Origin of the sequence: Gardnerella vaginalis, from assembly GCF_001546455.1 — a bacterium.
Lineage (GTDB): Bacteria > Actinomycetota > Actinomycetes > Actinomycetales > Bifidobacteriaceae > Bifidobacterium > Bifidobacterium vaginale_B.
Window position 1 is genome coordinate 1 of the sequence record NZ_KQ956822.1, and the last position, 21,812, is coordinate 21,812.

The window sequence follows — 21,812 nt, forward strand, 5'->3', positions numbered from 1 at the left end:
TGAGACAAGAAACACCCAGCCCTCCTACAACAGCAAACAAGACAAATCGCTCGCGATTATAGCGGGTATAATTAGAGTGCAAGAAAAACACAGACCAAACAAAACACAAGCATTAGGTGAATCATGAAACGCATTAAAACGAGCACAAACGCGGCAAGCAAAATCGCCGCAAACTCGCTAATCGTTTTTACATGTATCTTTCTTGCAACCTGCACAAGTCTGGGCGTAATCTACCGCGCGCAAGGATCTTTAACAGATTTTAATTGGCTAAATGCGCTGATTTTTGTAATCGCATTTTGCGCATATTACGCAATTTTGCAAGTTCTTATTTATTTTGGCAAAAACGGAGTTATGCCAAAAATCGTACGATTTATTCGCGCAAAATCATTGCAAGCAGAATCCCAAACGCGTCAAACGCAGCAATCACAACAATCACAAACAAAAATCGCCACAACACTCCGCGCCGCATTTTTTAACACAAAACGCGCCCTAAAGTGGTGTTTTTACCACTCAACCTGCCGAAAACGAAACATTTTTCTAACGCTGATTATCGGCTGGCTGTGGGCGCCCGTAACGCTGCTCGCCGCATACGGAGCCGACATTTGCTCGCAAATCCGCGAATACAGCTGGGCGTGGAATCAAGTAACTGGCCTAAAACAGCCATACATCGGCTTCTTTAGCTTTGTTCCAGCAGACATTTACCCTACGGCGCACTACCTTTGGCCAGCAAAACCAACGTACTTAAGCGACCAACACAACATTGTTTTAACGCTTATTTACGGTGCCACAGCCGCAATATCGCGCTATTTTACAGAGTCGAACGACGCAGGAATCGTGTTACTTGCCGTTATGCAATTTGTGCTGGCGGCATTTTGTTGCGCTGCAACCGCAAACCGATTCTTAAACACGCCGTGGGCTAATGCTAAAACAAGCGAATCGCAAGCTGGATGCGCGCCATGTGCAACAGCACCAACACCAATCGCCCTGCGCGCCGCCGTAATAATCACATTTTTATTTAGCCCACTCGTAGTGTTTTCAACGATTTCGCTTACAAAATCACCACTGTTTGCGTTTGCATTTGTGTGGTGGTTTGGCATAATGTACGAGCTTAATTGCCTGGAATTCAAGCAAAAGCCAGCCGCGCACACAATCGTCGAATTAATAATCAGCGTGTGCATTATGCTGATTGCCGCAAAATACGCGTGGTACATTCTTGCGATTCAATTTGTATTGCTGATTATATCTAGCAGAAAACGTTGGAAAATCTGGGTTTTGTGCATTCTTCTTCCAACCGTTTTTATACACGGCGCAATTGTGCTTGCCATTTCTAGCGGCGCGATTATAAATGGCGACCCAATCGAAAGCCGCGGAATACAGATTCAGCAAATCGCCAGAATCGCAAAGCTAGATCCAAAAAGCATACCGCATGCAGCAAAGCGCGCAATATCGCCAATTTTCAATCTTAGTCAAGCTGCCGAAGCCTATAATCAGCAAGACGCGGATCCTGTAAAATCTTCGGGATTACAGTCTAAAAAAGTGAGCTACCGTTGGCGTTATATTACAAAAGACGACATGAAAAAGCTTAACCACACGTGGTTGCTTATGATTGCACACAGCCCGATTGTGGCAACGGACGCGCTGCTAGCAAAGTCGTACGGATACTTTGACATTCTAGACGTGCCTTATGTTGGCCCCGAATACTATGTAAACACCGAGAATATAAAGAATTCTGAGTGGATTCGCTATTGGCTGCCCGAGTGGCGCAGTACCGTATCGAGCAGCGCGGAATCGTGGAGCGATACGCCGATTCTTGGGTGGATTATTCACGGAAACCTGTATGTTGTTGCAACATTGCTGATTGGCGTTGCCGAGATAGTGCTGCGCAGGTGGAAAACGCTGGTTTTGCACGCGCCGCTTGCGCTTTTGATGGGCGTAATGGTGCTGGCTCCCGCAAACAATTTTGAGCGACACATGCTGCCGATTACGTTTGTGTTCTTCTTTACGCTTCTAATGTTTGTAAGGGATAGCGCTTATAGCGCATGCCGTAACACATGCCGCCAAAGTGATAAAATGGTTTGCGATTTGGCGCATGATAATGCGCATGAGGACTCGCACAAGAATACGCACAAGGATTGAGGGAGTGAATGGACGAAAACACTGACTTTCTTACAATTCTTACAGGCGTAAAGCCAGATAGCACACGCAGCGAAGCATGCGAATCTGCTGAAGAATCTAGCGCACAAGGCTTTACACAAGGCTTTACCCCAAGCTTTACACCAATGCCATGCGCTCCAAAAAGCGAAGATGCACTTGGGATTTTTGACATTCGAGACGGCAAAGTTTTTGACGCGGCAACACGCTTGCGATTGCACACGCTAATCGCAACATGCCTTATGAACGGCATTGCAGATAGTCGCGTAAGCGCGCTAATGCACCTCTTGCAATGGCAAGAAAATACGCGATTTGTGGCGATTGCGGGCACGTATAAAACGGAATCGAGCGCAAATGACGATAACCCAAATCCAACACCACAAAACGCAGGCGCGCATGCGGCGCAAAACAATACGGACTCTTTAAGACGCGCAATCTGGACGCAACTTGGCGCATGCGGCGCATACGATGCGATAGTTGACCGCGTGCAGCTAGACGCCATTAGCGCGCGTGCAAAAACGTGGAAAATCGGCGGCAAATCAGGGGAAAGCGTCGACGCGAGCAAATGCAAAGATGCGGCGCCTTCGCACATAATCATTCTTGCGCTAAGAGAAAACCCAAATCCAACAGCCCTAAACAAGATGTGCGAAGTGTTTGCAAAGTCGGGAAGGCCTGTTTGCATAAGCGGTGTGGTGGTTGGCGCGCAAAAAATATGCAAAGAAATCACGGCAACACTTGCAGCGCTTGCCGTTGCGCCGTCTGTAACACATTTGCCGCAAATAATACGATGCGACGACGTTCTTCCAGAGCGCGCACTTATAGGCGACGAAACCGCCGTAGAAACCTTGTACACTAAGGTGTATCAAAGCTTGGCGCCATACAACCCAGACGACCCGACTTTGCAAACGGTGGACGCTTTCTTGCGATTTGGCGGCGCGCTGGATCAAACTTCGCACAATCTTAACGTGCATCCAAACACAATACGATACCGTTTGCGCAAAGTTGCGCAAACAACAGGCTGGGATGCCACTGACCCGCGTGAAGCATACGTTTTGCAAACTGCGATTACGATTGGGCGAATCCGCGATTCCGCGCGCTAAAAGCATTGATGTATTTCGTTGAGATTTTCGGCGCGCCATGCAATACACTCAGCAAATACTTATATGATTTCTTTCCTTACTTGGTATTGCGCGAGGTTTGAGTATTTCTCTCCTCGCAAGTCCCGTCGCTACGCTCCTCTTTTATTGCTCGTAGAGAAATACATCAAACCTTCTGGATATCTAGAACTTTTGCGTTGTTTTCATCACCGAGATTCTCGATTTTTCTTGCTCTCTCGGCGAGTCACCACCTTCGGCGCTGAGGCTCACCTCGCTCGCGGCGAAAAATCTCGAATCTCTACCGCACTTGGCGACGCTGTTTGAAAAGAATATAAAAATAAAGGCGCCGAAAATGGTGCAATCTATAAAAGAACACACTATTTTCAGCGCTAATAAAATTACTCAGCTATGCTTGGCTAAAATCACGCAGCAATGCTTGCAATATCCACTGGAACACCAGGAGCCATTGTAGAGGTAATCGTTACCTTAGTAATGTAACGACCCTTAATGGTAGTAGGCTTCAAGCGGCGAATCTCATCGGCAACAGCCTTGAAGTTCTCTTCAAGAGCCTTCTCGTCGAAGGAAAGCTTGCCAAAGAGGAAGGAAAGATTGCCCTGACGATCAACGCGGAACTCAATCTTACCGCCCTTAATGTCGGCAACAGCCTTTGCAACATCCATTGTAACGGTGCCAGTCTTAGGATTTGGCATCAAGCTACGAGGACCAAGCACACGACCAAGGCGACCAACCTTGCCCATCATGTCTGGGGTTGCAACAACGGCATCGAAGTCAAGGAAGCCACCGGCAACCTTCTCGATAAGCTCGTCATCGCCAACAATGTCTGCGCCAGCTTCTTGAGCCTCAGTAGCCTTTGGGCCACGAGCAAACACCAAAACCTTAGCGGTTTTACCAGTACCATTAGGCAAGTTTACAACGCCACGAACCAACTGATCGGCCTTGCGAGGATCCACATTAAGGCGCATAACAGCCTCAACGGACTCGTCAAAAGCGTACTTTGGCATGCTCTTAATCAAAGCAATAGCCTCAGCTGGGGTGTAAAGGTTGTTACGGTCAATCTTCTCGGCCGCTTCACGATACTTCTTAGAACGCTTCACCATTTTTTCCACTCACTTTCAGTCGGTAACGGTAATACCCATCGAGCGAGCAGTGCCCGCGATAATCTTCATACCAGCTTCAACATCTCGTGCAGAAAGATCTGGCATCTTGATTTCGGCGATTTCGCGCACCTGAGCCTTGGTTACAGAACCAACCTTGTGGGTCAATGGGTTCTCGGTGCCCTTTGGAATGCCAGCAGCCTTAAGCAACAAAGCAGCGGCTGGTGGGGTCTTAAGAATGAATGTGAAGGAACGATCTTCGTAAACAGTAATCTCTACTGGAACGATCTGACCCATCTTGTCCTTCGTCTGGTCGTTATAGGCCTTGCAGAAGTCCATGATGTTTACGCCGTGGGAGCCTAATGCAGGACCCAGTGGTGGGGCTGGATTTGCTTTACCAGCCTGAATCTCGAGCTTAATAAGCGCAGAGACTTTCTTTTTTGGAGCCATAATATGGTTCTTCTTTCTTTTGAAGCGGTTAAATCGGCGCCTTAAAAACGTTGATATTAAGCCGTTTTAAGGATCCTCCCGCAACTTATATTGCTGTGCTGTGCTAGCGGATTACTCCTCCAGTCACAAGCCTTCCCATTATGCCACTTTGCCGCGACGATTCGGGAACAAATGCGGAAAAGTCGTTCGCGCACTACGCTCTAAGCGCTCAGGCAGGTCGTCGCGCCCACGTTTGTTTCTTTTTTCCCGCGTTTGTTTACGTTTTGGCCGATTTTGGGAACAAACACGGGCAAAAGGGAACAAACACGGGAAAGTAGATTCTATGTTGCAGATAAGCAAAAGCGGCAAGGAATTCGTGATAATCACAAAAACCTTGCCGCCTTCGATTCACGCTTGCGACTAATGCACTAGCAAATCACGCTAGCAACCAGACGCATGCGTTAACAAAGTTAACAAAAGAGCCTAGAACTACTTAAGTTCAACGGTTGCGCCGGCTTCTTCAAGAGCAGCCTTAGCCTTGTCGGCATCTTCCTTCTTAGCCTTCTCGAGGACTGGCTTTGGAGCATTGTCAACAATGTCCTTAGCTTCCTTCAAGCCGAGGCCAGTCAAAGCCTTAACAGCCTTGATGACGGCAACCTTCTGAGCGCCTGCAGAAGCGAGGACAACGTCAAACTCGTCCTTCTCTTCCTCAGCAGCGCCAGCAGCAGCGGCTGGAGCAGCAGCAACAGCAGCTACAGGAGCAGCAGCCTCAACATCGAACTTCTCTTCAAAGGCCTTGACGAACTCAGAAAGCTCGACGAGGGTCATTTCACCGAAAGCTTCAAGAAGCTCTTCGCTAGTGAGCTTAGCCATAATGGCTTCCTTTCTTACTTGGCCAGACACACCTTGTGCCTTAGAGCCATAACATTTTTATTATTTTTTGGTCTCATGCAGCAAGCTGCAAGGGAATCAAGCGGCCTTTTCCTGCTTCTCGCGCAAAGCGTCGATAGTACGCACTGCCTTGGTTGGCAAAGCGTTGAACAGGTAGGCGGCCTTGGACATGGTGCCCTTGAGCGCGCCAGCCATCTCGGAAAGCAATTCTGGGCGAGACTTGAGGTCTGCCAGCTGCTTGGCGCCTTCGGCATCGTAAACGGTTCCATCTGCGAAACCGCCCTTGATGACGAGGGTCTTATTCTCTTTGGCAAAATCACGCAAGGTCTTAGCAGCCTCAATGAAATCGCCCTTTACAAAGGTGATTGCAGTTGGGCCAGCAAGAAGCTCATCAAGACCTTCAATGCCCGCTTCCTTAGCGGCAATGCGAGCAAGCGTATTCTTAGCCACAGAGTAGGAAGTATCGCGGCCTAGCTTTTCGCGCAGAGAAGAAATCTGCGGAACTGTAAGCCCGCGGTACTCGGTAAGGTAGACAGCATCGGCGTTACGGAACAAATCCGTAAGCTCTGCAACTACCGCTTCCTTTTCGGGCCTCTTCATGGCGTTCCTTCCTAAATTGGCCGCTGGAATGGAAATAATATATCGAAAGCCTGCGCACGGCAGAGCAATAAGAAACACATAGTGTTAAAAAGTTTGTGATAAATCGCAAATAAATGCAACCATCACTGCTCAACCTGTGCTGGCATGACACATCATTTTCAGGAATCTTGCGACTCCACCAACGGTCTGTGGTTTACGTTGGGCAAGTTTAATACCCACACGCGACAATGTCAATACCTTATTAATGCCTTATCAATTCTTTACAAAACTGCGTTAGCAACAAAGTCAAGAATGAACAAAATCGAAACAATCCAAAGCATTGGATGCACGTCTTTAGCACGCTTCTTGCAAGTCATAACTAAGCAGTACATGATGAATCCAGCGGCAATGCCGTAAGAAATCGAGTAGGAGAAGGCCATAAACACGGCGGCAAAGAACGCAGGAATTGCTTCGGAAATATCGTCCCAAGCAATCTCCTTTAACGAGCTTGCCATCATGCAGCCTACAACTACAAGCACGCCAGCCGTAGCAGCCGCAGGAACAGCGCTAGCAAATGGCGCAAGAACAATCGAAAGCGCAAAGCACACGGAAACAACTACAGAAGTCAAACCAGTGCGGCCACCAGCACCAATACCAGCAGCAGACTCAACGTAAGTAGTAGTGTTGGAAGTACCGCAAATTGCGCCAACCGAGGTTGCAATCGAATCAGCAAACAGTGCGCGATCCATCTTGGAGCTAAAGCCAGAGCCGTTTTCCAAAGCCTTCTCATCTTCCTCCGAGAAGATGCCAGTTCTGCGGCCGGTACCAATAAACGTTCCCAAAGTGTCGAAAGTATCCGACATAGAGAAGGCGAAAATAGTTACCAAAACAAGCGGAATACGTGCTGGATTAGAGAAAAGCGCAGGGAAACCTTGCGGACCAAAAATAGCACCAAAGGTGGTTGGAAGCTGAGCAAAAGCGTCTGTAACAGAAACGGCGTTATTCAGCGAAGTCAATCCAAGCGGAATACCAACCAAAGAGGTTGCAATAATCGTAATAAGCAGGCTTGCGCGAACCTTAAGAACGGTAAGAACAATAGCCAAAACAAGTCCAATAAGGAATAGCCACAAAATAGGATTGTTAATAACAGCAAGGCCTGGAATAGCAGCGGTTGGCTTACTCTTAGCGGCGGCGGCAGGATCTTTAGAAGTAAAAGTGATTAAGCCAACGCTCATAATACCAACGTATGCAACGAATAAACCAATGCCACCACCAATCGCTTGTTGCAGCGAAGTTGGGATGGCACGAATAATCATTTTACGAATCTTGGTAACGGTAATAATGATGTTAATCAAACCGCACAAGAACACCATGCACATGGCTTCTTGCCACGTAAAATGAAGGCCAAAGCACACTGTGTAAGTAAAGAATGCGTTAAGACCCATGCCAGCAGCTTGAGCGTAAGGCACGTTAGCAAACAAGCCCATAACAAGCGTGCCAATGATTGCTGCAATGATTGTAGCGAGGAAAACGCCACCCTTAGGCATGCCAGTTTGGCTTAAAATCATTGGGTTTACAACAATAATGTACGACATTGCAAAGAATGTAGTGAGACCTGCAGTGATCTCCGTTGATACATTCGTGCCGTTTTCTTTGAGATGGAAGAACTTTTCCATAAACTCGGTTCCTTGGTTTTACAGCGCAAAAGACCATAAAAAGCGTGGCGAGAGCACTTGAGCAATCGCGGACGCAATTACATTTGGGCATTCACGCAGAGGTTACTGCGACTCGCTCAGCGCGCAAAGCACACAAGAAGAACGAACACTCTAGAAAACTCGCGAGAATTAGAAACAACTTGTAGAACTTTGAACAACCGAACAGGTTCGACCTTACGCGCACGTGCTGACCAAAGAAAAATCACGCAAAAATAGCGCAAAAATTATGCAAAAATCACACAGTAATCGCCCAAAAATCGCGGCAAAATCACCCAAATCGGCCAGAAATGTAGCGTTCCGCCTCCGCATTGCGCGGATTGTTGAACATAGTGGTTGTATCTGCAAAATACTCAAGATGCCCTGGTTTTCCAACCGCCTTAAGGTTAAAGAACGCAGTGTAATCGGCCACGCGCGCGGCCTGCTGCATGTTGTGCGTTACAATCACAATCGTGTAATCGCGCTTAAGCTCGTTAATCAAATCTTCCACAGCAAGCGTAGAAATTGGGTCTAGAGCAGAGCAAGGCTCGTCCATAAGCAGCACTTGCGGATGCACAGCCACGGCTCGCGCAATGCAAAGTCGTTGCTGCTGGCCGCCAGAAAGCCCGATTCCTGGCTTATCGAGTCTATCTTTAACCTCGTTCCACAAATTCGCGCCACGCAAAGCCCACTCAACTAAGTCGTCGGCATCTTGCTTAGAAATCTTGCGATTGTTTAAGCGCACACCTGCAAGAACGTTTTCTCGAATAGACATTGTTGGAAAAGGATTTGGGCGCTGGAATACCATTCCAACATCTCGGCGAACGGCCACAGGATCCACGTCTTTGCCGTACAAATCGCGGCCTTCAAGCAACACCTGACCTTCCACGCGAGCGCCTGGAGTAATCTCGTGCATGCGGTCTAAAGTGCGCAAAACCGTTGATTTTCCACATCCCGAAGGCCCGATAAAAGCCGTAACCTTGTTTGGCTCAATGTTTATGTTAACGTCTTCTACTGCTAGAAAATCGCCATAGTAAATGTTCAAATTCTTAACATCAATGCGCTGACCCATTTGCGCCTCACTTTCTAAAATCCTTCGCTTACCTTGATTTACCTTGATTTACTTCGCTTTGTTTCGCTTAACTTCGCTCTATTTTGCCTTTACTGAAAACACTCGAGCCACAACTCGCCCAACAATATTCAGCAGCAAAACAATCACAATCAGCGCCAAAGCCGCCGCCCACGCGCGCTCCATTGGAATCGTAGTAACACACGAAGCAGGCGCGTTAGCTGGGCAATTTGCCGAAAGCTTGGAATACTCCTGGTAAACGTACACTGGCAAAGTGGTCATTTGCCCGTCAAAAAGATTGAAATTCGTGGATGCAATAAACCCAGCTGCCATTAAAAGCGGAGCCGTCTCTCCAACCACGCGCGCAACCGCAAGAATACAGCCAGAAACAATGCCAGGCAACGCGGTGCGCAACACGATTTTTGTAATCATGCGCTGTTTTGTAACGCCTAGAGCCAGAGCCGCTTCACGCAAATCGTTCGGCACAATTTTTAACATTTCTTGACACGATTTAACAACAGTTGGCAGCATAAGCAGCGAAAGCGCAACCGACCCTTCAAAACCATTGATTGTTCCAGGGCCTACAAAAATCGTAAAGCTAGAAAACGCAAACAAGCCAGCCACAATCGAAGGAATTCCGCTCATAACGTCTACAACAAGATTAATCACCCTAGCTAAGCGACTTCCTCGCGCGTACTCAATCAAATACACGGAGCACATAATTCCAATCGGAATCGAAATTGCCATTGCGCCAAGCGTAATCTCCAGAGTTCCAATAATGGCGTGCAAAATACCGCCGTAACCGCCCGTGCCAGTGGCCGCGCCGCCAACTACGTACGTCATATTATGCGTTAGAAAATCAAGGTTTAGACGCTTAATGCCGTTTACAATAGTGGTAAAAAGCAAAGAAAGTAGCGGAATTAGCGCAATTATAAAAGACAAAAAGATTAGAACGCGCATAAACGCGTCTTTTCGCTTACGACTTGCGATTCTAGAGCGCGTTGGGCGGAACTTGTTAAAGTCGATTTTTGGAGATTCGAGGCTGGCTTCAGAAGAGCCAACAGCCTGGTCAACCCCAACAGAGCCAACTTGCAAAGATTCCGAATTTTGCATCATGCACTCGCCTTTCCCGTGATTTTGCGAGCAATAAGGTTTACAGCGAATGAAATAACAAACAGCACCAAACCTGTAGCAATAAGCGCACTAACACCCAATCCGTTTGCTTCTGGGTATTGCGCTGCTATATTTGCTGCAATCGTTTGGTTTTGCGAAGCTTGCAAAATGTTGAATTTAAAGGTGAATCCTGGAGACAAAATCATAAGAACTGCCATTGTCTCGCCCAAAGCACGACCAAGACCAAGCATAGACGCGGAAACAATTCCCGACTTTGCAAACGGCAAAACCGCTAGCTTTATCATCTCCCACTTTGTGGCACCAAGCGCGAGCGCGCCTTCTTGTTGCAATCGCGGCGCTTGCTGGAAAATATCTCGCGCCATAGAGGTTATAATCGGCAAAATCATAACTGCCAGAACAATACTAACGGTTGCAGCACTACGCGAAGGACTTGCCGCAGGACCCGCAAAAAGCGGAATCCAGCCAAAAATGTGCGAAATAAACTTCCAGAACGGGTATATGGATGGCACCAACACCAATCCGCCCCAAAGACCATATATTACGGACGGAATCGCAGCAAGCAAATCAACAACACCACTTAAAAGCGGCACTATTTTTGGCGGAGCATAGTGGCTTATAAACAGCGCGATTCCAATCGAAACAAAAAATGCAAAGAGCAGAGCGAGTGCAGACATAAGAACGGTGCCAAAAACCATCGGCGCTACGTAGCCTAGAAAATCGTGCGCTTTGCCGCCAGTAAAGTCTAAAAATACTTGACTTACTTGGCTTTTGTTTGCGCCTATAATAGGCCACGCTTGAAACAGCAAGAACAGTGCCACAGCTGTAAGCACCATTAAAATCAGCAATCCGCAAGCAAGAGCTACGTTTTTGAACAAGCGGTCGGCAAAACCACCTGCAAAACCACCTGCAAAATGGCCACTTTTGCGCACATCTTTACTGATTTCAGTTCTTTGTTTAGAACTCACTCATGCTCCTTTTGTAGTCATTATATAGATGCTATCAGTAGCAATATATTGACTACTCTATTAACTACTCTAAAACCTTGGCAAAATGCTATTTTTACTTGCCTATAGACTGAACCGACTTGTTAATCCTGCCCATAAGCTTTTCTGGCAAAGGTGCGGTTCCAGCAGCATCTTGAGCCGCAGCCTGGCCTTCTTTGCTAGTAACGTAGCTAAGCCAAGACTTTGCAAATCGTGCAGTTGCAGCATCTTTGTAAGCACCGCACACAATATCGTAAGAAACTAGCACAATTGGGTAAGCGCCTTTTTCTTCCGTTTTGTGGTTTATTTTAACAACAACGCGGTGCTTTGCTTTTGCTGCAGCATCTTCGTCAATCTTTGAATCATTAACTGTTATAGAGCCGCCTTCTGGGCTAATCTCGTTGTAAGAATCTCCCACTTTTATTGCCACAGTTCCAAGCTTTCCAACTTGCGAAAAGTCCGCGTATCCAATCGCTCCGTCTGCCATGCGGATTGTGGAAACAACGCCAGACGTGCCTTTTGCGCCCTGGCCCACGCTATTTGGCCAATTTTCGCTAAGATCGTAGGTCCAATCGTTTGGAGCAACGTCTTTTATGTAGCTTAAGAAGTTTTGCGTTGTACCAGACTTATCAGACCTGTGAACAACTGTAATCGGCTTATCTGGTAGCTTTAGCTTTGGATTTTGCGATTTAATCGCATCGTCATTCCAACGCGTAATCTTGCCGTCGAAGATTTTTGCGATTGTAGAAGCGTCCATATTTATGTGTTTTCCAGCATCCGAAACGCCTTTTAGATTGAAGATTACTGCGATTGGAGAAACGTATACTGGAACGTCAAAAGCTGTAGTGCCATTTGCGCAAACCGACTTTGACTTTTCTAATTCGTCGTCGCTTAGCGATTTATCGGATCCAGCCCACGCTGTGGCTCCAGTCATAAACGTTGTAACTCCTGCACCCGAGCCAGTTGGATTATAGGCGATTTTAGCGCCAGAATTTTTGGATTGAAATCCTGCAACCCACGCTTCTACAGCAACCTGCTGGGAAGACGCACCCGAGCCTTGGAAATTTCCTACGATTTTTGCGCCAGTATTTGCGGATGATTGCGAACTACTTGCAGGAACATTATCTCCGCAAGCTGCAAAGCTCACTAAAGTTGCGGACGCTAACAATCCTGCTGCAATCGCGCGCATGTTCCACTTTATGTTCAATTTGATTGATTGATTTTCTACTGCATTATTCTTTACTGCATTATTTACTGCATTTTTACGCATATTCTTCATTCCTTTCAAGAAGAATTGCCATCATGCCAGCCAATCTACGTTTCTCGTATAACCTACCGAAAATTTTCCTCTTAAACTATTTAAACTAATGTTTAAAACTGGCATCTTTTATTTCTTATTACCTTTTTCTTCTATTAACGATGCCAATCATAAGAGGTGGGTAAAAACCTTGCCGCCAAAATCTGATTGCACTCAAAAAATGGCGGCATTTAGCACTACTCGCTTTTTGTTTAGCGATGCTGCGCGTCGGCGACCACATCGGCGTGTTGAATTCTACAAATTCCTAACAATATTTACCGTCATTTTTGCAGCTGTATCCGCGTATTCCGATATGTCGAAAGTGTGGAACTCCTCGTATTTTGTGTCTGCATTGTCGCTCATTGCGCGCACAACTAACGCTGGAACGTCGTTTCTTGCAGCCACGTGAAGAATCGCAGCGCCTTCCATTTCTACAGCATCCGCTTGAGTCGCCTCAATAACTTCCGCCACTTTTTCGGGCGTGTCTACAAAATATCCGCCAGAGGCGATTGTTCCCAAAATGTGGTTAATGCCCATCTTTGTTAAAACGCTGTCTGCAGTTTTAAGAAGATACTCGTCTGAATGGTATTCGTTTGTAAACGGCTTCCACTGATTAATCATGCGCATGTCGGTGTCTAAATATCTCAATGTTTTTCCAAGAACAACATCATTCGTATGCAAATTTTTATTGAGACTTCCCGCAATTCCCGAAAAGATTACAGCCTGAGGCTTGTACGCATCAATTAAATACTGCACAGTTGCGGCGGCATTTACTAAGCCCATTCCACCAACAGTAGCGGCAACTTCGATTTTTCCGCCATCTTCGCATTCAAGCATGCCACAAGATACGTCTAAGCTGGCGGCTTTATTATGCTTAACATTGCTAAGAGAAGCGGCAATGTGTGCAACTTCTTCTTCCATAGCGCCAACAATGGCGATTTTTGTAAACTTAGGCATTCGTCAAATCATCCTTTAATCTCGTATGTTACATTGCGTCTAATCAAAAATACGCTTACACAACACATAATAACAAAAGATGCGGTTGCAATTTTTAGCAAAGCGTTGCACGTAAATTCAAACCAAGGATTTGTGGCGGGAACATTCAAAAAGTCCATGATTTGATTTTGAAGCGCAATAAATCCAAAGAAAGACGCTATTAGCAAAACGCAAATTATAGAGCCAACAACAAGACGCCATCCGCGCACAAAAACGCAAAGTACAATCAGCGTAATAAACGGAACAATAACGCTAAACCATAGTGCAGAACAGGTAACAACTGTGTAGCCTTTGCTGTGAGTGCCGCGATACCATGCAAATGCCAGAAGAAACGCGCCAGCAAGCAAAAGCGCAAAAATCGCGTATCGCACAATTGGCAGAGCACGGCTTAAAACGCCATCTTTATCTTTAGGAAGACTGTTGTACTCGGGGGCTGGTGATCCACACATTTTGCACTCCTTTGTTCAAAAATGCTGACTATTTGAGGATTTATTGTAATGCGAATCGACGACTTCGAGCTGCATAATGCGCGAGAAGTCACCTCGATTCGCTGAGCCGCTCAAAGCAGAAGCATTGCTTCTGCGCGGCGAAGTAGTGAGCGCGCTGTAACGCGCGAGCGTAGAAACACCCAGCCCTCCTACAACACCAAGTAAGGAAAGAGCGCAATACGTATCAAGACTTAAGTCGGCGAGAAGAAACAGACTGCGCAAGAGTGTTAAGCAAGCGCTCGGTATCTTCCCAAGAAATGCATCGATCCGTAATCGACTTTCCGTACTCAAGTTCGCTCAAAGGCGCAGAATCTTGGTTTCCGCCTTGCAAGAAGCTCTCCATCATAACGCCTTTAATGCCATTTTCTCCGTGCGCAAATCGATCCGCAATATCTTGTACAACTTGAATCTGACGATTCTCATCTTTGCCAGAATTCCCGTGCGAGCAATCGATTACAACGCCATTAGACGCCATGCAGTTTGTGCCAAGCCTTAAACGAACCGCCGCAACAGCCGCCGCAACAGAAGCCGCATCGTAGTTTGGCCCCTTGCTAGAGCCGCGCAAAACAACATGACAATCAGGGTTTCCAAGCGTTTGCACAGCGCACGCACGCCCAAGATGGTCAATTCCAAAGAAAGTGTGATGCTGACTAGCTGCCAAGCAGCCATTGACGGCAACCGTAACAGAACCATCTGTGGCGTTCTTAAATCCGACTGGCATAGAAAGACCGCTAGCAAGCTGGCGATGAATCTGCGATTCCGTGTTGCGCGCGCCAATCGCCCCCCAGCTAACCGCATCCGCAATAAACTGAGGGCTAGTCGGCTCCAAAAACTCGGTTGCTGCAGCCAGGCCAGCGTCTAACACGCCAAGAAGCGTTCGACGCGCCAAAAGCAAACCTTTGTGAATATCGTTCGTGCCGTCAATATCTGGGTCGTTAATTAAGCCCTTCCAGCCAACTGTTGTGCGCGGCTTTTCAAAGTAAACGCGCATAACAATCAAAAGCTCGCCTTCGAGCTTTGCGCGCAAATCAGCCAAGCGAGCTGCGTAGTCAAGAGCCGCAGCGGGGTCGTGAACCGAGCAAGGCCCAACGATTACAAGCAGGCGATCGTCGTCTCCGTTAAGGCATTGGCGAATCTCATCGCGCGACTCGGCAACAATGTCTTGAGCATACGGCGAAAGTGGCAACTCGCCAAGAACCTGTGCAGGAGTTGGAAGAGGTTCCAGCTCCAACACGCGGCGGTTGATTATGCGATCTACGCCAACCTGGTCTTCCCAGCGCTGGAATTTAGACGAATCAAGCGGATTCATGCCGTTTTCAAGAGCCTTCTTGACTGCGCTTGAAATGCGTTGATCAGGCGTAGATTCCATTTGTCACCATCCTATAAAATAAGCAGCGCTTGATGTTAGAGCGTTTGACGCAATTACAAAAGCACTACAAGTTTATGTAGTCGCTCTGACCTACCTTTTCGCTTGAGAAGCGTAGCGTTGTCCGCGCAAACGACATGATCTTCTATGCCGCTTTTTGTACGTGTTTTAAGCTGAATCCGGTACAAAGTGCGTCAATTGGTTCCGCTTTTTGTACGTGTTTTAGGCTGAATCTGGTACAAAGTGCGGAAAATCATACTTGGTGTGGCACCTGCTGCGTCAATCGAGACGCAGCAGGCCGCGCTTGCGTTGAAAGTCCACTGGACTTTCAACTTTAAGCAAGCGCGGCGCACTCGAGTAGGCTAATTTCCTAGTGAAATTAGCCTAGGCGAGTGCGCCCATTGGGTCCCACGCCGGCAAAACAATTGCTGGTTCTTCCAGTGCTTTCTTATATTCCTCTGGCAAAAGCGCCTTAGGAACCGCCACCTCGTACACGTACTCAGTGAACCAATCATCGCTCATCGTAAAGTAACCCTTGTCCGCAATATCCGCGCCCCAAGAGTTCTCCACGCGCCAACGGCGAGTAGTCGTGCCGTCATCCGCAACATCAACTCCAGCAAACGCCATAGCGTGATTCATAGCCGAATCAGCAAAACGCACGCGCTGCTCCTTGTTTAAATCAAAATCAACGCCATAAACGCGATCATACTCAAACAAATCCGTAGCCCAAGCGCCATTATCGCGATCCATCATAGGGTGGCAATCGGCACCAAACCAAACTGGAATACCCTGCTCAACAAGAATCTTACGCACACAATCCTTCATAAACTGGTTTGGCACGTTCAAATACTCGGTTGCATCTCCACCAGCAACATTGCCCAAATGCTCAATGGCAATCTTCTTGCCCTTTGGATGCTCCGCGCGCGGGTCGTCTACCAAGCAAACGTAGTCTTCAAGCCCAGCCGTAACGTACTTATTCCAAAACTCAACTGGCGTAATCTCGCCATCGCGATGGAACTTTCCGTCCTCGTCCGTCCACTCCCAATCGAAGCTCTTTGGTGGCTCACCCAGGTGGATTGTAAGAATCCTATGCCCCGCAGCCATAGTGGTGTCAACAATATTGTCAATATCTGCAGCGTTGGCATACATATGAGCCACAGCTGTATGCAAAAGCTTTTTAAGCTGAGTATTCATATCGCCAGTGTCTTTAGAAGACTCGGTTTCTGGGTACAAATCCTTTGGAACAGCACCATACTTCTTATAGATGTTCATAGCCATAGTCCACTGGCCGCCGTCGCCCATAACATCGCTAAGCAAATGCTGCAACAAACGAGAATCAGAAGGCTCACCAGAGCGAATAAGAGCCGCAACATCCTTTAAGAAGTAGTTGATTCGCTCAAGCTTGTCGAAGTACATTGCGTAGTTTTGCGAAAACTCAAAATCCTTAACTTTAAGCGATTTTTTAGCCACAAATCGCGCAACATTCAAAGAGCTAAATAGCCAGCAGCGACCAGAATGATCCTGATGCCTTGCGTCGCCATTATCCACAACCGTTGAGAATCGGCGCTGCAGCAGGCGTGCGCGGTCGTAATTGAGCGCCACCTTGTTTATTCCAGCAGCCGTAACGCCGTTCATTGCCAAACGATTCAATGGATTTGCGTCAAAATCATCGCGCAAACCTTGCAAAGCTTCGGCACTTAATTCAGAGATTTCAGTCACTGTATAACCTTTCTTGTTTTTTATTATTTTATGTTTATTTTTTATAGTTTATTTTAGCTTTTTTCGCAAATCTTGCGGCTGCTTGCGATTCTTCCGCGCAATCTCACGCAGCACAAATCACGCCGCCAAATCACAAATCACGCAGTGCAGCTCACGACTCCTGCGCAATCGCCTCTTCAACTTGGGCCTGAGCATCTTTTCTAGCTTGCTTTTGAGCATCAACATCTCTATGCTCCGAAGCATCATCATCTGCAGAATCACTAGAATCGCCAGACCCCCCTTGCACTCCAGCAGCATCTCCAAAGTCAAACCCCGAGAATGCATTTGCAAACAGAGACCTAAGCTCGGTAACGCGCTGCGTGATTTGCGCCTCCCTATGCTGAAGCTGCGTTAAGCGCGCCGTCATGCCATCAAGCTCCTGCTGAGCCGCCGCCCTGCGCTCCTCCACCTGAGCCGTTGCATCTTGCATTGCTTTGCGAACAATTTGCGCCGCCTGAGCATCCGCATCCTTATGCGCCTGAGCCGCATAATCATCCGCATCTTGATGCACCGTCTTGGCTCGCGCAACAAGCGCATCCGCCTCTTCTTGCGCAGCACGCTCGCGCTCTTTTAGCCCAGAAATAAGCTCGTTCACCTTTTTTGTGGCCTCTTCTTGCTGAGCCGCAATGTCGTTTCTAATTTGCTCAACTTCTGCACTAACCTGGCTTAGCGTGCGCGTGCGCTCAATTTGCGCTTCGTCCGCAATCTCTTGAGCCTTTGCCGCAGCCGCATCCGTGATTTCTCCAGCCTTGCGCTGAGCATCCGCCATCATCTTTGTTGCGCGCTCTTGCATATCTGCAAGCTTCTTATTCGCCTCTGCCAAAGCTGATTCAATCTGATCATTCGTTTCTGCTTTAGCATGTGCGATTTCCGCGTTTGCAGCCGACCTCTGCTCCGCGATTTTTTGCGCCGCATCCGCCTTTAACTGTGCGATTGCTCTCTCTTGTTCAGACTTTTCGGAAGCCATCTTCTTTGCATGCTCTTCGCGCGCATTGTTGATTTCTAGCGCTGCAGCATCTTTTTGCGCCGCAACATCTTTACCCGTTGTTTCGCGCAAACGCTCCGAATCCTCTTTTGCAGCGCTTGTCATCTGATTTGCCTTATTGCTTGCCGTAGAAAGCAGCGTATCTGCCTTGGTTTGCGCTTCTTGCAGCAAATGCTCCGCATCTAACTTCGCATTGTTCAGCAAAGTTCCAGCCTGAGCCTGAGCCGTTTTTTTAATCGACGCAGCGTCTTGCTTTGCACGCTCAATTAGCTGCGCACTCGTTTGCTCTGCAGACGCCAGTAATTGTTGCGCATTTGCACCCAAAGATGCAAAAGTATTACCGCTTTTTGCGCGTTTTACATTATTTTTTTCTTCTTGCAATTGTGCCTGCAATTGCAAAATTGATTCGTCACTAGAACGCACCTGTTCGCGCAGGCGAGATATTGTTCGTTCATAGTTAGTAAAGGCTTCGTTGACTTTATCTTTGTCGTACCCGCGCAAAGCAGTTGGGAAACGATCTGGCACCATGTTTATTCCTTTCACAAACCCCCGCACGACTCTACTATCGTGCACACTCCATCAGCAATAACGCTATCACTTTAGTCGCTAAAACACTCGGGCGTGTCGAGCAAACTATTCTAGCAATATGCTTAAGGACGAAGGCTTCATATAGTACTTTACGGCTTCGCAAATTATGCTTTTACCAGCTTTGATTTGCGCATCCAATGGCAGCCCGTGGCGTGCATCATGTAGAGCAACCACTGGCGGAAAACTTACAAACCCAGCAATTATGCGCTTTTGGGAGTTATTCGACGCCCAATCCAGCAGCCTGTAAAACAACGAATTGCAAACATACGTACCCGCATCCGAACTTAGCGTAGACGCAATCCCGCTGTGAGCAAAATCATTTAAAATCATTCTTAGCGGCAGCCTCGTCCAATACGCAGCAGGGCCATTTTCAACGATTTGTACGCTTTGCGGCGTGCGATTATCCACGTCTGGCTTGTTTGCATCCATAATGTTTGTGGCGCATCGTTCTAGCTGCACTCCGCGAGCCGCATGTTTTACGCCCGTTGCAATCACAATATCCGCGTCTTGCGCATTAATCGTATCTAAAAGCTGCGGCCAAGCGTTTGCAAAGCTGATTGGCAACATTACAGATTTTACTTTGATTTCAACGTCTTCTGGAAGGCCAAAATCCGACTCTAAGTCGCCATTTTTGGCGTGCTCAAGAGCTAGCGGAACCTCGTACGATGGATTTATGCTTAAATCCTCGTATGGTCCAAATCCAGAAATCACTACGTTAATTTTCGTCATAATGCTTCCATTCGTAGCTCTACTTGTCTTTTATAACTAACGCTAACATTCTGCCTTCGTGCGATTTTCCTGCAAGACCCGCGCGCCTGTGTGAATACCAGAGTGGATTTTCCAGCGTACACATTGGGTTTTGCAACGCCTGCAGGCGATTTTCCAGCGCTTCGCCTTCGCCATCTACCTTACAAATAGTTTGCAATTCCTCGTCTTTAGCCAAATATTGCGTGGCGGCAGTAACGCGCGGCAAAGCCTCCACAACGTTTGCAACTCCTGCCAGCGCTAAATCAATACGAGCAGCTTGCGCAATATCAATTCCAACGCCGCCAAATCGCGTACGCGTTGCAGTCTGCGGGTAGCGCCGCTCAAAGTCGCACGCTATTTCTTCTCCAACTTCGTAGCAATCGCCACAAATGCATGGCCCCAAAACAGCAGTTATGCTAGAACGATTAGCGCCCTTTTTGCACATTGCTTCAATAACCGAATCAAGCACTCCAGCCATTAAGCCTTTGCGGCCGCAATGCGCTGCAGCAACTACTCCCGACTCGCTATCTGCAAGCAAAACTGGCAAGCAGTCGGCAGCAAACATTCCTAAAGCAAGCGAACAAGCAGTTGAAACTTGCGCATCTGCTTCAATTTGCAATTGAGAATCCGCAAAACCTGTGGCATCAAAGCCATACGACGTATCCCACGAATCAACTATTTCGTCTGCATCAAATACGCTATTGCCGTGAACTTGGCTAACAAGGCACAAGTCGGCTTTAAGCGCGCGTTGCAAAGCGCAACGATTGCTAAACACGGATTTAAAGTCGTCTCCAGCCTTGCCGCCTAAGTTAAGCGAAGCAAACGAGCCTTCGGAAATTCCACCCAAACGCGTTGTAAAAACGGCGTGCGCGCGCGAGCCTAATGGCACTGGAATTGTTACTGGAATTGGCAAGCCGTCTTCATCTTCGTGCGCAAGTGGCATTCCTGCTACGCTAGTTTCTTGCATATTATTCGCTTTCGTTTTGTACCATTTTTGTACCATTTAATGCATTAATGCAACAGACTAATCCAAATCAACTAGCCTAAATAAGCTAATTCTTCGTCGCTTAATTGCAAATCTGCAGCCTTTAAGCTGTCTAAAATCGTTGCTGGCCTATGCGCTCCTGGAATAACAAAAACGTTGCTGCCCTTGGCAAGTTCCCAAGCCAAAACAACCTGCTGATAGCTAACTTTGTGATCATTTGCCACTTTACGGAATGGATCAAAAAGATGCTCATCGTACGGGTGACGGAATCCACCAAGTGGACTCCAGCAAACAAACGCAATTCCAAGCTTCTTGCAATATTGCAACGTGTCTTCGTTTTCTAGATGCACTGGTGAATATTGATTTTGCACAGCCACTAGCTTGCTTCCTAAAATCTTGCGCGCAATGTCAATTTGCTCAACAGACGCGTTAGAAATGCCGATTTCGCGCGCAACACCCTCATCGAGCAACTGTTGCATTGCCTCAATCGACTCGTTGTATGGAACTTGCGGATCTGGCCTGTGGAAGTAAAGCAAATCAATAGTGTCTACTCCAAGAGCCATTGCCGACTCTTTAGCGTGAGCAATCAAATGCTCTGGCTTTCCATCTTTACCCCACGTTGGCTTTCCGTCTGTAAAGTTGCGGAAGTGACCGACTTTTGTTGCAACAAGAATTGAAGTTTTGTCTCCATTCCAGCTTTCCAACGCCTCGCGCACAAGCTTTTCGCCAGTTTGCTCCTCGCCACCCGAGCAGTAATACGCCCATGCCGTATCTATATGCGTACAACCCGCGTTTAAAGCTGCGTGGATTGTTTCAATGCCCATACTGTGCCCAAGATTGTTTTCAATCGTTAGAGGCATCTCGCCAAAGCCAATAGCCGTGGTATTAAACGATCCTAGAGTGCGATTCATGGCCATTTTTGCTCCTGTTCAAGTGTTTTAAAAACTGTTTCAAAATGCCCCCAAGCGCAAAAGCAACTTGAAGGCATTTAGATCTTTTATTTTATATGATTACGCGCTTACGATACGCAATTACGATACGCAATTACGCGCTTGCATTTGACTTGCGATTAACCTATTTAAATTAATCCTCGTCAAACGGGTCAAAATCGCGGCGGATTCTGCGACGAGGGCGTTCTGCGCGCTCCTCGCGCGCAGCGCGGTACTCATCGTAGTGGTCGTCATCTGCAGCGTAGCGCAGGTTGCGGTCGCTCACTCGGCGATCCGAGCTGCGGCGAGGGCGTTCTGCGCGATCGTCGGAGCGGTCGGAACGTTCGCTCGTATTATCGCCTCTGTCGTCATAGCGCGAATCGCGGTCGTCGCGAGGAGCACGCCTACGTGGACGGTCTTCATAATCGTTGTTATCGTAGCGATCACTTCTACGATCATCTCTTCTAGAAGAGCGGTCATCGTAGCGGCTGGAACGATCAGAACGATCAGAACGATTATCCCTGTCGTCGTAGC

Annotated in this window: 19 protein-coding genes and 1 pseudogene; 2 read left to right on the plus strand and 18 right to left on the minus strand. The window is 47.6% G+C overall.

The window, feature by feature from the left end; translation table 11 throughout:
- The first annotated feature begins 123 nt into the window (after window positions 1-123).
- The gene (locus tag HMPREF3216_RS04895; protein ID WP_060787196.1) at window positions 124-2,136 is read left to right on the plus strand and encodes a DUF6020 family protein; all 2,013 of its coding nucleotides are present in this window, start codon (window positions 124-126) and stop codon (window positions 2,134-2,136) included.
- A gap of 8 nt (window positions 2,137-2,144) precedes the next feature.
- Complete coding sequence (locus HMPREF3216_RS04900; protein ID WP_060787197.1) at window positions 2,145-3,251, plus strand: helix-turn-helix domain-containing protein; 1,107 nt, start codon at window positions 2,145-2,147, stop codon at window positions 3,249-3,251.
- Window positions 3,252-3,670: 419 nt separating this feature from the next.
- On the opposite strand, the gene rplA is transcribed toward HMPREF3216_RS04900, so the two are convergent.
- The 18 genes and pseudogenes from rplA to HMPREF3216_RS04990 form a co-directional block, all read right to left on the minus strand.
- Window positions 3,671-4,366, minus strand: a complete 696-nt coding sequence (gene rplA, locus HMPREF3216_RS04905) for a 50S ribosomal protein L1 (RefSeq protein ID WP_060787198.1) — start codon at window positions 4,364-4,366, stop codon at window positions 3,671-3,673.
- Between the two features lie 15 nt (window positions 4,367-4,381).
- Window positions 4,382-4,813, minus strand: a complete 432-nt coding sequence (gene rplK / locus HMPREF3216_RS04910; RefSeq protein ID WP_004112010.1) for a 50S ribosomal protein L11 — start codon at window positions 4,811-4,813, stop codon at window positions 4,382-4,384.
- A gap of 468 nt (window positions 4,814-5,281) precedes the next feature.
- Window positions 5,282-5,665, minus strand: a complete 384-nt coding sequence (rplL, locus tag HMPREF3216_RS04915; RefSeq protein WP_004112006.1) for a 50S ribosomal protein L7/L12 — start codon at window positions 5,663-5,665, stop codon at window positions 5,282-5,284.
- Window positions 5,666-5,761: 96 nt separating this feature from the next.
- Window positions 5,762-6,283, minus strand: a complete 522-nt coding sequence (gene rplJ, locus HMPREF3216_RS04920; RefSeq protein ID WP_004112001.1) for a 50S ribosomal protein L10 — start codon at window positions 6,281-6,283, stop codon at window positions 5,762-5,764.
- Between the two features lie 260 nt (window positions 6,284-6,543).
- Complete coding sequence (locus HMPREF3216_RS04925; RefSeq protein ID WP_060787199.1) at window positions 6,544-7,938, minus strand: NCS2 family permease; 1,395 nt, start codon at window positions 7,936-7,938, stop codon at window positions 6,544-6,546.
- Between the two features lie 307 nt (window positions 7,939-8,245).
- Window positions 8,246-9,025, minus strand: a complete 780-nt coding sequence (gene pstB, locus HMPREF3216_RS04930) for a phosphate ABC transporter ATP-binding protein PstB (protein WP_060787200.1) — start codon at window positions 9,023-9,025, stop codon at window positions 8,246-8,248.
- 78 nt (window positions 9,026-9,103) lie between these two features.
- Window positions 9,104-10,138: a phosphate ABC transporter permease PstA gene (gene pstA / locus HMPREF3216_RS04935; protein WP_060787201.1), complete on the minus strand. Its 1,035-nt coding sequence runs from the start codon at window positions 10,136-10,138 to the stop codon at window positions 9,104-9,106.
- Window positions 10,135-11,085: a phosphate ABC transporter permease subunit PstC gene (pstC, locus tag HMPREF3216_RS04940; RefSeq protein ID WP_230953863.1), complete on the minus strand. Its 951-nt coding sequence runs from the start codon at window positions 11,083-11,085 to the stop codon at window positions 10,135-10,137. The genes pstA and pstC overlap by 4 nt, the downstream gene beginning before the upstream one ends.
- Before the next feature lie 130 nt (window positions 11,086-11,215).
- Window positions 11,216-12,418 carry a phosphate ABC transporter substrate-binding protein PstS gene (gene pstS, locus HMPREF3216_RS04945; protein WP_081090995.1) on the minus strand — a complete coding sequence of 401 codons (1,203 nt, stop codon included), beginning with the start codon at window positions 12,416-12,418 and terminating at the stop codon, window positions 11,216-11,218.
- 273 nt (window positions 12,419-12,691) lie between these two features.
- Complete coding sequence (gene mtnN / locus HMPREF3216_RS04950) at window positions 12,692-13,393, minus strand: 5'-methylthioadenosine/S-adenosylhomocysteine nucleosidase (protein ID WP_060787203.1); 702 nt, start codon at window positions 13,391-13,393, stop codon at window positions 12,692-12,694.
- Window positions 13,394-13,401: 8 nt separating this feature from the next.
- Entirely contained in the window at window positions 13,402-13,881 is a 480-nt protein-coding gene (locus tag HMPREF3216_RS04955; protein WP_060787204.1) for a hypothetical protein, read from the minus strand.
- Window positions 13,882-14,104: 223 nt separating this feature from the next.
- Entirely contained in the window at window positions 14,105-15,289 is a 1,185-nt protein-coding gene (locus HMPREF3216_RS04960) for a 3-deoxy-7-phosphoheptulonate synthase (RefSeq protein WP_060787205.1), read from the minus strand.
- Window positions 15,290-15,670: 381 nt separating this feature from the next.
- Window positions 15,671-17,005: a C1 family peptidase gene (locus HMPREF3216_RS04965; RefSeq protein ID WP_060787206.1), complete on the minus strand. Its 1,335-nt coding sequence runs from the start codon at window positions 17,003-17,005 to the stop codon at window positions 15,671-15,673.
- 151 nt (window positions 17,006-17,156) lie between these two features.
- Complete coding sequence (locus HMPREF3216_RS04970) at window positions 17,157-18,557, minus strand: coiled-coil domain-containing protein (protein ID WP_060787207.1); 1,401 nt, start codon at window positions 18,555-18,557, stop codon at window positions 17,157-17,159.
- Window positions 18,558-18,662: 105 nt separating this feature from the next.
- Window positions 18,663-19,346: a pyroglutamyl-peptidase I gene (locus HMPREF3216_RS04975; protein ID WP_060787208.1), complete on the minus strand. Its 684-nt coding sequence runs from the start codon at window positions 19,344-19,346 to the stop codon at window positions 18,663-18,665.
- Window positions 19,347-19,365: 19 nt separating this feature from the next.
- Window positions 19,366-20,331, minus strand: a complete 966-nt coding sequence (locus tag HMPREF3216_RS04980; protein WP_060787209.1) for a purine nucleoside phosphorylase YfiH/LACC1 family protein — start codon at window positions 20,329-20,331, stop codon at window positions 19,366-19,368.
- 71 nt (window positions 20,332-20,402) lie between these two features.
- Window positions 20,403-21,266, minus strand: a complete 864-nt coding sequence (locus HMPREF3216_RS04985) for an aldo/keto reductase (protein ID WP_060787210.1) — start codon at window positions 21,264-21,266, stop codon at window positions 20,403-20,405.
- A gap of 166 nt (window positions 21,267-21,432) precedes the next feature.
- Window positions 21,433-21,812, minus strand: a pseudogene (locus HMPREF3216_RS04990) (polyribonucleotide nucleotidyltransferase); the annotation flags it as partial.

Excerpts from the sequence above, each read along its gene's own strand:
- HMPREF3216_RS04895 (WP_060787196.1), top strand. The coding sequence starts at position 124 with ATGAAACGCATTAAAACGAGCACAAACGCGGCAAGCAAAATCGCCGCA.
- HMPREF3216_RS04900 (WP_060787197.1), top strand. The coding sequence starts at position 2,145 with ATGGACGAAAACACTGACTTTCTTACAATTCTTACAGGCGTAAAGCCA.
- rplA (WP_060787198.1), bottom strand. The coding sequence starts at position 4,366 with ATGGTGAAGCGTTCTAAGAAGTATCGTGAAGCGGCCGAGAAGATTGAC.
- rplK (WP_004112010.1), bottom strand. The coding sequence starts at position 4,813 with ATGGCTCCAAAAAAGAAAGTCTCTGCGCTTATTAAGCTCGAGATTCAG.
- rplL (WP_004112006.1), bottom strand. The coding sequence starts at position 5,665 with ATGGCTAAGCTCACTAGCGAAGAGCTTCTTGAAGCTTTCGGTGAAATG.
- rplJ (WP_004112001.1), bottom strand. The coding sequence starts at position 6,283 with ATGAAGAGGCCCGAAAAGGAAGCGGTAGTTGCAGAGCTTACGGATTTG.
- HMPREF3216_RS04925 (WP_060787199.1), bottom strand. The coding sequence starts at position 7,938 with ATGGAAAAGTTCTTCCATCTCAAAGAAAACGGCACGAATGTATCAACG.
- pstB (WP_060787200.1), bottom strand. The coding sequence starts at position 9,025 with ATGGGTCAGCGCATTGATGTTAAGAATTTGAACATTTACTATGGCGAT.
- pstA (WP_060787201.1), bottom strand. The coding sequence starts at position 10,138 with ATGATGCAAAATTCGGAATCTTTGCAAGTTGGCTCTGTTGGGGTTGAC.
- pstS (WP_081090995.1), bottom strand. The coding sequence starts at position 12,418 with ATGAAGAATATGCGTAAAAATGCAGTAAATAATGCAGTAAAGAATAAT.
- mtnN (WP_060787203.1), bottom strand. The coding sequence starts at position 13,393 with ATGCCTAAGTTTACAAAAATCGCCATTGTTGGCGCTATGGAAGAAGAA.
- HMPREF3216_RS04955 (WP_060787204.1), bottom strand. The coding sequence starts at position 13,881 with ATGTGTGGATCACCAGCCCCCGAGTACAACAGTCTTCCTAAAGATAAA.
- HMPREF3216_RS04960 (WP_060787205.1), bottom strand. The coding sequence starts at position 15,289 with ATGGAATCTACGCCTGATCAACGCATTTCAAGCGCAGTCAAGAAGGCT.
- HMPREF3216_RS04970 (WP_060787207.1), bottom strand. The coding sequence starts at position 18,557 with ATGGTGCCAGATCGTTTCCCAACTGCTTTGCGCGGGTACGACAAAGAT.
- HMPREF3216_RS04975 (WP_060787208.1), bottom strand. The coding sequence starts at position 19,346 with ATGACGAAAATTAACGTAGTGATTTCTGGATTTGGACCATACGAGGAT.
- HMPREF3216_RS04980 (WP_060787209.1), bottom strand. The coding sequence starts at position 20,331 with ATGCAAGAAACTAGCGTAGCAGGAATGCCACTTGCGCACGAAGATGAA.
- HMPREF3216_RS04985 (WP_060787210.1), bottom strand. The coding sequence starts at position 21,266 with ATGGCCATGAATCGCACTCTAGGATCGTTTAATACCACGGCTATTGGC.